Below are 10,448 nucleotides of genomic sequence, written 5' to 3'. Positions count from 1 at the left end.
GCCCGGTTACATTCCGAACCCGGAAGCTAAGCCTTTCAGCGCCGATGGTACTGCAGGGGGGACCCTGTGGGAGAGTAGGACGCCGCCGAACAATCTTTCAGGACCCTTGGTCCCAGCGTTCACGCTGGGACCAAGGGTCCTTTTGTTTTTCCCTCGATTTTTCCGAAGCGCGTCGGCTTGCCGACTGCGCGAGAATGACTGCAGTACCCGAAGACAGGAGTCACGTCGATGTCCACCAACTCTCCCGACGACCGTCCGGAGCGCGAGCCGCGTCGTAGGGACGGTGGCGACCGGGGCGGCTACCGCGGGCCCCGTCGTGACGACAACCGAGGCGGCGGCGACACCCGTGGTGGTGGCGGCTTCCGCCGCGTCGACAACCGCCGTGACGACAACCGTGGCGGTGACAACCGCGGTGGCGGTGGCTTCCGTCGTGACGACAACCGCGGTGGCGAGCGGCCGGCGTTCCGCCGCGATGACCGCCGTGATGATCGTGGCGGCGGCTTCCGTCGCGACGACCGCGGTGGCGACAACCGTGGCGGTGACAACCGCGGTGGTGGCGGTGGCTTCCGCCGGGACGACAACCGAGGCGGCGGCGATACCCGTGGCGGTGGCGGTTTCCGCCGCGATGACCGCGGTGGTGACAACCGCGGCGGCTACCGGGGCGGTGACACGCGCGGTGGTGGCGGTTTCCGTCGCGACGAGCGCCGTGACGATCGTCCGTCGTCCTTCCGTCGTGATGACCGCGGTGGCGAGCGGCCGACGTTCCGCCGGGACGACCGGCGTGATGACCGTCGTGATGACAACCGTGGTGGTGGTGGCGGCTTCCGTCGTGACGACCGTGGCGGTGACAACCGCAGCGGTGGCGGCGGTTTCCGTCGCGATGACCGCCGGGACGAGCGTCCCCCCTTCCGCCGTGATGACCGTCGTGACGACCGGCGTGATGACAACCGTGGTGGCGGCGGCTTCCGTCGTGATGACCGTGGTGGCGACAATCGCGGTGGTGGCTTCCAGCGGGACGACCGTCCGTCGTTCCGTCGCGACGACCGGCGCGACGAGCGCCCCTCCTTCCGTCGTGATGACCGTCGTGACGACCGACGCGATGACCGGCGCGACGAGCGTCCCCCCTTCCGTCGTGACGACCGCCGTGACGACAACCGCGGTGGTGGCTTCCAGCGGGACGACCGTCCGTCCTTCCGTCGCGACGACCGTGGCGGTGAGCGGCCGGCGTTCCGTCGGGACGATCGCCGTGATGACCGTCGGGACGACCGGCGCGACGACCGGCCCCGTGGTCCTCGTCGGGACGACAGCCGTGGCGGTGGTGGCGGCTTCCGCCGCGACGACCGTGGTGGCGACAGCCGGGGTGGGTACCGCGGTCGGGACGACCGGGGTGGCTACGGGCGTCGTGACGACCGGGACCGGGACCGGCCGGATCGCGCGCCGATCAAGCGGCTGCCGATCCCGGCGGAGATCACCGGTGAGGAGATCGACGCGGACGTGCGCCAGGAGCTGATGAGCCTGCCCAAGGGGCTCGCGGACGACGTCGCCCGCAACCTCGTCATGGTCGCCAACCTGATCGACGAGGACCCGGAGCAGGCGTACGCGTACGCCCGTATCGCCCTGCGGCTCGCCTCCCGCGTCGCCGCGGTGCGCGAGGCCGCCGGCTTCGCCGCGTACGCCACGCAGAAGTACTCCGAGGCGCTGGCCGAGTTCCGGGCCGCGCGGCGGATGACCGGCGGTGTCGAGCTGTGGCCCGTGATGGCCGACTGCGAGCGCGGCATGGGCCGGCCCGAGCGGGCGCTGGCGATGGCCGGTGAGCCCGAGACGCAGAAGCTGGACAAGGCCGGACAGGTCGAGATGCGGCTCGTCGCCGCCGGTGCGCGCCGGGACATGGGACAGCTGGACGCCGCCATCGTGACCCTGCAGAGCCCCGAACTCGCGTCCACCGCCGTGCACCCCTGGACGGCCCGCCTGCGGTACGCCTACGCCGACGCCCTGCTCGCCGCCGGGCGGGAGGACGAGGCGCGTGAGTGGTTCGCCAAGGCGCTGGAGTCGGACAAGGACGGGGCCACGGACGCCTCCGACCGGCTCGCCGAGCTGGACGGTGTCGAGTTCGTGGACGCCATCGACGACGTCGAGGAGTCCGACGAGATCGTCGAGCCCCAGGCCGCCGATGAGACCGACGCCGACGCCGACGATGACATCGCCGACGACGACATCGACGACGAGGACGACCGCGACGAGGACGACCGCGTCTGACGTCTGACACGGCACGAAGAAAGGGCGGCACCCCCACCTCGGGGGTGCCGCCCTTTTTGGTGTGCTCAGTCCAGCGCCAGGCTCCTGAGCACCAGGCCCGTCGCCGGCTTCGGGCCGAACGACGTCGACTTGCGGGGCATCGTGACGCCCTGCCGGGCCAGGTCCCGTACGACCTCTTCCCGTACCGGATGCATGAGCACCGCCGTACCGCCGCGGCGTTCCGCCTGCTCGACGGCGGCCGCGGTGTCGTGGATGTAGCTGATGTGCTCGGGGGCGTCCGGGATGTGCCAGAGGTGGTCGAGGAGCGTGGCGTGCAGGACCGTCGCGTCCAGGGTGCGCCAGGCCTCCGGGCGGTCGGTCCGTACCGTGCGCGAGATCAGCTCCGGGTCCGGCCGGTCGACGAGGTGGAAGCTGCCGTCGCCGGTCAGGAGGAAGGCGTTGCCCTCGGCCGCCGCCGACGCCAGGGATTCCAGGGCTGCCGGCAACGGGCCCTCGACGCGGCGGACCCGGAAGCTGTCCCCGAGGGCCGCGAGCGCGTCCGCGACGGGGAGGCGGTTCAGGAGGCGGTGGATGGCGCGGACCCGCAGGGGGTAACGGGCGGTGTCGATGAGGAGCACCAGGCCGTAGTTCCACGGGCTCGGTGAGGCGTGCTCCTCGCGCAGGCGGAGGTAGGTCGCCCAGCGGTGGTGACCGTCGGCGATCAGCGCCTGGTGCTCGGCGAGGCCGGCCGTGATCGTGGCGAGATCGGCGGGGTCCGTGACCGACCAGAGGCGGTGGTGGAAGCCGTCCTCGGTGGTGGTGGCGAGCAGCGGCTCGCGCTGGACGGTCCGCTCGATGACGTCCGCCGCTCCGTCGCCGTCGCCGCGGTACGTGAGGAGCAGTGGCTCCAGATTCGCGGCGGTCGTCCGCATCAGCGCCGCCCGGTCCTCGACGACGTGCGGCATCACGTCCTCGTGCGGGAGCACGATGCCCTGTGCCGGGGTGGAGAGCTCAAGGGCGCCGATGACGCCCCGCTGGAGGATGCCGTCGCCGTGCTGCTCGTACACGTACAGCGCGGGCTCGGGGTCCGGGGCGAGGATGCCGTCGGCGATCCAGCGGTCGAGGGTGACGGCGGCCTTGCGGTGGCGGGCGCCGGCGATGACGGCCTGCGGCAGGATCAGGCGGACGATGTTGTGGGGGTCGGCGGACTCGAGGTGGTGCAGTCCGTCGGGCCGTACGACGACGTCGTACGGCGGGGAGGTCACGGCGGCCAGACTGCCGACCCGCTCGGGGACGTAGCGGAGCCCCCGGAACGGGAGCAGGCGCAGACCGTCGGCGCGGACGTCGTCGGCCGCGGGACCTGAGGTGTTCATTGCGCAATCGTAAGTGGGTGGTGGCTATGAGCGATGATCGGGGGGAGCGGGGGCCTTCGCCGGGAGGCCCCGGTGACGCATCGGTGACGTTCACCGGTGTTCGGTGATGTGAGGAGTACGAGGTCATGGACGACGGCGGCGTGGGCGGCGGTCAGGGTCGGCTGGGCAGGAAGCGGCCGGGCGGCAGCGCGCGGGCGCTGAGCGAGGCGTACGACACGGCGCTGCTCGACCTGGACGGTGTGGTGTACGCGGGCGGGCAGGCGATCGCCCACGCGGTCGAGGCGCTGGCCTCGGCGCGGGCCGGCGGCATGCATCTCGCGTACGTCACCAACAACGCGCTGCGGACGCCGGACGCGGTCGCGGCGCACCTGACCGAGCTGGGCGTGCCGGCCGAGGCCGGGGACGTCGTCACCTCGGCGCAGGCGGTGGCGCGGCTGATCGCCGACGAAGTGCCCTCCGGATCGCGGGTGTTGGTGATCGGCGGGGAGGGGCTTCGGGTGGCGCTGCGCGAGCGGGGCCTGGAGCCGGTGGACTCGGCGGACGAGGAGGGCCTGGCGGCGGTCGTGCAGGGGTACGGCGGGCCGAACCTGACCTGGAGCCGGTTGGTCGAGGCGAGCTACGCGGTGGCGCGGGGCGTGCCGTGGTACGCGTCGAACACCGACCTGACGATTCCAGGGCCTCGTGGGATCGGGCCGGGGAACGGAGCGGCGGTGGAGGTCGTACGGATCGCCACGGGCGGCACCGTGGAGCCGAAGGTCGCGGGGAAGCCGCTGCCGCCGATGCACCGGGAGACGGTGCTGCGGACCGGCGCCGAGCGGCCGTTGGTGGTCGGGGACCGCCTGGACACGGACATCGAGGGGGCGTTCAACGGGGGCGTGGACTCACTGCTCGTGCTGACCGGGGTGACGGACGTACCGCAGCTGCTGGCGGCGGTGCCGGAGCACCGACCGACGTATGTGGCGGCGGATCTGCGGGGGTTGCTCGTCGGGCAGCCCGAAGTGGCCGAGGTGGAAGGCGGCTTCGTGTGCGGGGGGTGGACGGCTGCGGCGAGCGGGGGAGCACTGGTGCTGGACGGGGAGGGGGATGTGCTGGACGGAGTACGGGCGTTGTGCGGGGCGGCGTGGTCGGACGCGGGCGCGGGGGCGTGCGGGCTGGACGCCGGGAAGGCGTTGGGACGGCTGGGGTTGTGAGGTGAGGGGCCGGGGAGGGGGCGGCGGGCCGCGACCGGCGGGTCAGGGAGGCGGCCGGAGAGGTGTCCAGGGCGCTGATCAGGGAGCTGACCAGGGAGGTCGGCCCGCGAGGGGGATAGCAGGGTAGGCTAACCTAACTTCGTGTTGGTCGAGAGTCCCTCCCGAACGAGCGCGGAGTCGTCGGATCATGCCCAGCCGCCGAGGCGTCGCCATTCCGTGCGCGCCGTCGGCCTGGTCGTGGCCGTCGGAGTCCTGCTGCTGGTCTGTGTCCTGAGCATCATGATCGGCGCCAAACCGGTGCCGCTCGGCGATGTGTGGCACGGGCTGTTCCAGAACAGCGGTGTCGGAAACGACGTCATCATCCATGACGTACGCGTCCCCCGGACCCTCCTCGGGCTGCTCGTCGGCGTCGCGCTCGGTCTGTCCGGTGCCGTGATGCAGGGCCTCACCCGCAATCCGCTCGCCGAACCGGGCCTCCTCGGCGTCAACGCCGGCGCCGCCGCCGCCGTCGTGTCCGCGATCGCGTTCCTCGGGATCACCGAGGTCACCGACTACGTCTGGTTCGCCTTCGTCGGCGCGGCCGTCGTCTCCGTCGTCGTGTACGTCCTGGGCGGCAGCCGCAGCTCCACACCCGTACGCCTCGCACTCGCCGGCACCGCCGCCACCGCCGCGCTCTACGGCTACGTCAACGCCGTCCAGCTGCTGAACTCGGCCGCCCTCGACCGGCTCCGCTTCTGGACGGTCGGGTCGCTCGCCTCCGCCGACATGGAGACCGTGCGCCGCGTCGCCCCCTTCATCCTGGTCGGCGTCGCCCTCGCCCTGCTCATCGCCCGGCCGCTCAACGCGATGGAGATGGGCGACGACACCGCCCGCGCGCTGGGCGCCCACCTCAACCGCACCCGCGTCATCGCCATGCTGGCCGTCACGCTGATGTGCGGCGCAGCGACAGCCGCCTGCGGGCCGATCATGTTCCTCGGGCTGATGGTGCCGTATCTCGTACGTGCCGTCACCGGCCCCGACATGCGCTGGATCCTCCCGTACGCCGCCGTCCTCGCGCCCGTCCTGCTCATCGGCTCCGACGTGATCGGCCGGCTCGTCGCCCGGCCCTCCGAACTCCAGGTCGGCATCGTGACGGCGCTCGTCGGCGGCCCGGTCTTCATCCATCTCGTACGCCGCAAGAGGATGGCCCAGCTGTGACCACCAAGTCGCTACGGACCGGTGGCGGGCTCTCCGTACGCTACGCGCCCCGCGCCGCGCTCTCCGTGCTGGCGCTGATCGTGCTCACCCTCGCCGTCGGGGTCGTCCTCATCGGCAGCGGAGACTTCCCCATCGCCCCGGCGGACGTCGTCGCCACCCTCCTCGGCGACGGCACCGCCGTCCAGGAGTTCGCCGTCATGGACCTGCGCCTGCCGCGCGTCCTCGTCGCCGTCTTCGTCGGCGCCGCGCTCGGCATCGGCGGCGCCGTCTTCCAGTCGATCTCCCGCAACCCCCTCGGCAGCCCCGACGTGATCGGCTTCGGCCAGGGCGCCTCCGTCGGCGCGCTCCTCGTCATCGTGCTCTTCCAGGGCAGTTCGGCCGCCGCCGCGGGCGGCGCGATCGTCGGCGCGCTGGTCACCGGCACAGTGATCTACCTGCTCGCCTGGAAGCGGGGAGTCCACGGCTACCGCCTCGTCCTCGTCGGTATCGGCGCGGCCGCCATGCTGACCGCCGTCATCCACTACCTCCTCACCAAGGCCAACCTGGTCGACGCGACGCGCGCCACCGTGTGGATGACCGGTTCGCTGGACGGAAGGGACTGGGACCACTTCTGGCCGCTGCTCGCCGTCAGCGGCCTGCTCGTCCCGCTCGTCCTGGGCCACGGACGGGCGTTGCGGATGCTGGAGATGGGGGACGACGCCGCGTACGCGCTCGGTGTGAAGGTCGAGCGGACCCGCGTCGTGCTGATGGGCTCCGCCGTGCTGCTCGTGGCCGTCGCCACCGCGGCCGCCGGCCCGATCGTCTTCGTCTCGCTCAGCGCGCCGCAGCTGGCGCGCCGGCTCACCCGCTCGCCCGGCCCCAACCTCGCCGCGTCCGCCCTCATGGGCTCCGCGCTGCTGCTGGTCGCCGACTGGCTCGCGACCAACGCCTTCGGCGACCGGCAACTCCCCGTCGGTGTCGTCACCGGCGTGCTCGGCGGCTGCTATCTGCTGTGGCTGCTCGTCACCGAACGCAAGGCGGGACGGATATGAACGAGAAGAACCTCAGGAGCAACCCCATGGACGGTCGGACCCGGCGGCTCAGCGCGGAGTCGGTCACCCTCGCCTACGACCAGCGGATCATCGCCCGCGACCTGTCGGTGGCGATCCCCGACAACTCCTTCACGGTCATCGTCGGGCCGAACGCCTGCGGCAAGTCGACCCTCCTGCGCGCCCTGTCCCGGATGCTCAAGCCCTCCCAGGGGCGGGTGCTCCTGGACGGACAGAGCATCCACACCATGCCCGCCAAGAAGGTCGCCAAGACCCTCGGCCTGCTGCCCCAGTCGTCCATCGCCCCGGACGGCATCACCGTCGCCGACCTGGTGGCGCGCGGCCGCTACCCGCACCAGGGGCTGCTGCGGCAGTGGTCGCCCGAGGACGAGCGGATCGTCCAGGAGTCGATGGCGGCGACCGGCGTGGCCGAGCTGGGGGAGCGGTACGTCGACGAGCTGTCCGGCGGTCAGCGCCAGCGGGTGTGGATCGCGATGGCGCTCGCCCAGCAGACGCCGCTGCTGCTCCTCGACGAACCGACGACCTTCCTGGACATCCAGCACCAGATCGACGTCCTCGACCTGTGCGCCGAGCTGCACGAGACCCAGGGCCGCACCCTGGTCGCCGTCCTGCACGACCTGAACCACGCCGCCCGGTACGCCACCCACCTCATCGCCGTCCGCGGCGGCGAGGTCGTCGCGGAAGGCCCGCCGGCCGAGGTCGTGACGGCCGAGCTGGTCGAGCGGGTCTTCGGGCTGCGCTGCCAGGTCATCGACGACCCGGAGACGGGAACGCCGCTGGTGGTCCCGGCGGGCCGGAAGACGCGCGCCCGCGAGACGGCGGCGGCACCGGAGCCGGCGCTGCGGAAGTGACGGGGGCGGGGGCCGGGCCTGCGGAAGTGAGCGGGGGCGGGGGCCGGGCCTGCGGAAGGGGATCCGGGCCGGCCACGGGGTGCCGCCCTACAGCAGTGACCGGAGCCGGAGCAGATCGCGGAAGCCGGCCTCCAGCCTGACCCGGCCGGAGGCCCAGGCCTTCGCGAAGTTCAGCTCGCCGTTCACCATCGCCACCAGGTCGTCGCCGGTCATCGACAGGCGGATCTGCGCCTTGTCGGGCGGCGGCCCCACCACCGTGTCCCGGACCTCGATCCGGCCGCCCGCGAGCAGGCCGGTGAACGTCGTGTCCAGGTCCGTGAGGTGGCAGCTCAGCGTGCGGTCGAGCGCGGTCGCGCTGCGCACCTCGCCGTCCGCGCGGGTGAGATTGTCCGAAAGCTTGTCGAGTGCGCTGCGGCACTCCTCGATCGTGGCCATCGTGATCGACCGTACCCCAGAGCTTCGCGATAGCGTCGGGGGATGGACGACGTGATGCCGGAGCCCGAGCCGCAGGAGACCACGGCGGCGGCGGACGAGGACGCGGCCTTCGAGCCCGCCGCACCCGCGCCCCTGGGCGTGCCGCTCACCCCCACCGGTCACCCCGGCGTGGACGCCCTTCTCGCCCGTCTCGCGGACGCCGACCACCTGCCCGCCGACGGACACCTGGAGGTGTACGAGGATGTACACCGTGGGCTGCGCTCCGAGCTGACCTCGCTCGACGCCGTCCGCCCCGGACCGACACCGCCGAACAACCACAGGAGCTGAACCGAACGTGGCAGGAGTGGCCCGCCGCCGTCTCGACGCCGAGCTGGTACGCCGCAAGCTCGCGCGCTCGCGCGAGCACGCCAGTCAGCTGATCGCCGCCGGGCGGGTGACCGTCGGCAAGACCGTCGCGACCAAGCCCGCCACCCAGGTCGAGACCGCCGCGGCCATCGTCGTCTCGCAGGACGACGCCGACCCGGACTACGTCTCGCGCGGCGGCCACAAGCTGGCCGGCGCCCTCGCCGCGTTCGTACCGCGGGGACTGAAGGTCGAGGGCCGGCGCGCGCTCGACGCGGGCGCGTCGACCGGCGGCTTCACCGACGTGCTGCTGCGCGCCGGCGCCGCCCACGTCGTCGCCGTCGACGTCGGCTACGGACAGCTCGCCTGGTCGCTGCAGAGCGACGAGCGGGTCACCGTGAAGGACCGGACGAACGTCCGCGAGCTGACCCTCGACGCGATCGACGGCATCCCGGTCGATCTCGTCGTCGGCGACCTCTCCTTCATCCCGCTCGGCCTGGTGCTGCCCGCCCTGGTGCGCTGCACCGCCCCCGACGCGGACCTCGTCCTGATGGTCAAGCCGCAGTTCGAGGTCGGCAAGGAGCGCCTCGGCACCGGCGGAGTCGTCCGCAGCACCGAGCTGCGCGCGGACGCGGTACGGAACGTGGCGCGGCAGGCCGGCGAGCTCGGCCTCGGCGTGCTGGGCGTCACGGCGAGCCCGCTGCCCGGGCCCTCGGGCAACGTCGAGTACTTTCTGTGGCTGCGGGCAGGGGCGCCCGCGCTGGATCCGGCGGATGTCGACCGCGCCGTGGCGGAGGGACCTCGTTGAGCTCAACGACCGCACCACCTGATGTTCGTCCTGGCAGTCGTACTGTCTTCCTGCTCGCGCACACCGGCCGGCCGGCCGCCGTGCGCAGCGCCGAACTCGTCGTCCTCGGTCTGCTGCGCAGCGGGATCGGCGTCCGCGTCCTGGAGGCGGAGGCGGCCGACCTGCCGCTGCCGCCGTCCGTGGAGGTGGTGCGGGAGGCGTCCTCCGACGCGCTCGACGACTGCGAGCTGCTCGTCGTCCTCGGCGGCGACGGGACGCTCCTGCGCGGCGCGGAGTTCTCGCGGGCGTCCGGCGTGCCGATGCTCGGGGTCAACCTGGGGCGGGTCGGCTTCCTCGCGGAGGCCGAGCGCGACGACCTGGACAAGGTCGTGGACCGGGTGGTCACCCGGGCGTACGAGGTCGAGGAGCGGATGACCCTCGATGTGGCGGTCTACGAGAACGGTGACGTCCTGCACCGCGACTGGGCGCTGAACGAGGCGGCCGTCCAGAAGGTCTCCCCGGAGCGGATGCTGGAGGTCGTGCTCGCGATCGACGGCCGGCCGGTCACCGGTTTCGGCTGCGACGGGGTGATCTGCGCGACTCCGACGGGTTCGACGGCGTACGCCTTCTCGGCCGGCGGGCCGGTGATCTGGCCGGAGGTCGAGGCGCTGCTGATGGTGCCGATCGGCGCGCACGCGCTGTTCGCCAAGCCGCTGGTGACGACGCCGGAGTCGGTGCTGACGGTGGAGGTCGAGCCGCACACGCCGCACGGCGTGCTGTGGTGCGACGGCCGCCGGACGGTCGGACTCCCGTCCGGGGCACGGGTGGAGGTACGGCGCGGGGCGGTGCCGGTACGGCTGGCCCGGCTGCACCACGCCTCGTTCACCGACCGGCTGGTGGCGAAGTTCGCCCTGCCGGTCTCGGGCTGGCGCGGCGCACCGCGCTAGCCGCGCCGGCCGTGCTTCCGTACGGCGGTGGGTGCCCGGCGG

Annotated in this window: 11 protein-coding genes and 1 rRNA gene; 10 read left to right on the top strand and 2 right to left on the bottom strand. The window is 72.7% G+C overall.

Features of this window, described 5'->3' with window-relative positions:
• The 3 genes from rrf to ACF06X_RS26465 form a co-directional block, all read left to right on the top strand.
• Positions 1-91, top strand: a 5S ribosomal RNA gene (gene rrf, locus ACF06X_RS26475); the annotation flags it as partial.
• A 192-nt stretch (positions 92-283) separates the two neighbouring features.
• Positions 284-1,510, top strand: a complete 1,227-nt coding sequence (locus ACF06X_RS26470) for a hypothetical protein (protein ID WP_392289779.1) — start codon at positions 284-286, stop codon at positions 1,508-1,510.
• Positions 1,510-2,256 (top strand): tetratricopeptide repeat protein, encoded by a 747-nt coding sequence (locus ACF06X_RS26465; protein ID WP_392289778.1) that lies wholly within the window; start codon positions 1,510-1,512, stop codon positions 2,254-2,256. Before ACF06X_RS26470 ends, ACF06X_RS26465 begins: the two co-directional genes overlap by 1 nt.
• Before the next feature lie 65 nt (positions 2,257-2,321).
• Here the strand turns inward: ACF06X_RS26465 and ACF06X_RS26460 are convergent, their stop codons facing one another.
• Positions 2,322-3,608 (bottom strand): DUF1015 domain-containing protein, encoded by a 1,287-nt coding sequence (locus ACF06X_RS26460; protein ID WP_392289777.1) that lies wholly within the window; start codon positions 3,606-3,608, stop codon positions 2,322-2,324.
• Between the two features lie 125 nt (positions 3,609-3,733).
• Here ACF06X_RS26460 and ACF06X_RS26455 point away from each other — a divergent pair, with 125 nt between their 5' ends.
• The 4 genes from ACF06X_RS26455 to ACF06X_RS26440 all read left to right on the top strand — a co-directional run bounded on the left by ACF06X_RS26455 (position 3,734) and on the right by ACF06X_RS26440 (position 7,895).
• A complete protein-coding gene (locus ACF06X_RS26455; RefSeq protein WP_392289776.1) occupies positions 3,734-4,798 on the top strand; it encodes an HAD-IIA family hydrolase in 1,065 nt (354 codons plus the stop codon).
• Positions 4,799-5,035: 237 nt separating this feature from the next.
• Positions 5,036-5,995, top strand: coding sequence for an iron chelate uptake ABC transporter family permease subunit (locus ACF06X_RS26450; RefSeq protein WP_392289799.1), 960 nt, complete (start codon positions 5,036-5,038; stop codon positions 5,993-5,995).
• On the top strand, positions 5,992-7,026 hold the full coding sequence (locus ACF06X_RS26445) for a FecCD family ABC transporter permease (RefSeq protein WP_392289775.1): 1,035 nt from the start codon (positions 5,992-5,994) through the stop codon (positions 7,024-7,026). The genes ACF06X_RS26450 and ACF06X_RS26445 overlap by 4 nt, the downstream gene beginning before the upstream one ends.
• Positions 7,023-7,895 carry an ABC transporter ATP-binding protein gene (locus ACF06X_RS26440; RefSeq protein WP_392289774.1) on the top strand — a complete coding sequence of 291 codons (873 nt, stop codon included), beginning with the start codon at positions 7,023-7,025 and terminating at the stop codon, positions 7,893-7,895. Before ACF06X_RS26445 ends, ACF06X_RS26440 begins: the two co-directional genes overlap by 4 nt.
• Before the next feature lie 87 nt (positions 7,896-7,982).
• On the opposite strand, the gene ACF06X_RS26435 is transcribed toward ACF06X_RS26440, so the two are convergent.
• A complete protein-coding gene (locus ACF06X_RS26435; protein ID WP_392289773.1) occupies positions 7,983-8,330 on the bottom strand; it encodes an SCP2 sterol-binding domain-containing protein in 348 nt (115 codons plus the stop codon).
• Positions 8,331-8,372: 42 nt separating this feature from the next.
• On the opposite strand from ACF06X_RS26435, the gene ACF06X_RS26430 reads away from it, so the two are divergent.
• The 3 genes from ACF06X_RS26430 to ACF06X_RS26420 are packed head-to-tail and all read left to right on the top strand — an operon-like array spanning position 8,373 to position 10,406.
• Positions 8,373-8,657, top strand: a complete 285-nt coding sequence (locus ACF06X_RS26430; protein ID WP_392289772.1) for a hypothetical protein — start codon at positions 8,373-8,375, stop codon at positions 8,655-8,657.
• Positions 8,658-8,664: 7 nt separating this feature from the next.
• Complete coding sequence (locus ACF06X_RS26425) at positions 8,665-9,480, top strand: TlyA family RNA methyltransferase (RefSeq protein ID WP_392289771.1); 816 nt, start codon at positions 8,665-8,667, stop codon at positions 9,478-9,480.
• Complete coding sequence (locus ACF06X_RS26420; RefSeq protein WP_392289770.1) at positions 9,477-10,406, top strand: NAD kinase; 930 nt, start codon at positions 9,477-9,479, stop codon at positions 10,404-10,406. Before ACF06X_RS26425 ends, ACF06X_RS26420 begins: the two co-directional genes overlap by 4 nt.
• The last annotated feature ends 42 nt before the right edge of the window (positions 10,407-10,448 follow it).

The organism is Streptomyces sp. NPDC015346 (genome assembly GCF_043078785.1).
Classification (GTDB): Bacteria; Actinomycetota; Actinomycetes; order Streptomycetales; family Streptomycetaceae; genus Streptomyces.
The sequence above is the reverse complement of the archived record's forward strand: the minus strand, read 5'-3'. Positions and strand labels throughout refer to the sequence as shown.

What these genes read in the sequence shown, in the direction of transcription:
- ACF06X_RS26430 (WP_392289772.1), top strand. Translation starts at nt 8,373, where the DNA reads ATGGACGACGTGATGCCGGAGCCCGAGCCGCAGGAGACCACGGCGGCG.
- ACF06X_RS26440 (WP_392289774.1), top strand. Translation starts at nt 7,023, where the DNA reads ATGAACGAGAAGAACCTCAGGAGCAACCCCATGGACGGTCGGACCCGG.
- ACF06X_RS26460 (WP_392289777.1), bottom strand. Translation starts at nt 3,608, where the DNA reads ATGAACACCTCAGGTCCCGCGGCCGACGACGTCCGCGCCGACGGTCTG.
- ACF06X_RS26465 (WP_392289778.1), top strand. Translation starts at nt 1,510, where the DNA reads ATGAGCCTGCCCAAGGGGCTCGCGGACGACGTCGCCCGCAACCTCGTC.
- ACF06X_RS26435 (WP_392289773.1), bottom strand. Translation starts at nt 8,330, where the DNA reads ATGGCCACGATCGAGGAGTGCCGCAGCGCACTCGACAAGCTTTCGGAC.
- ACF06X_RS26455 (WP_392289776.1), top strand. Translation starts at nt 3,734, where the DNA reads ATGGACGACGGCGGCGTGGGCGGCGGTCAGGGTCGGCTGGGCAGGAAG.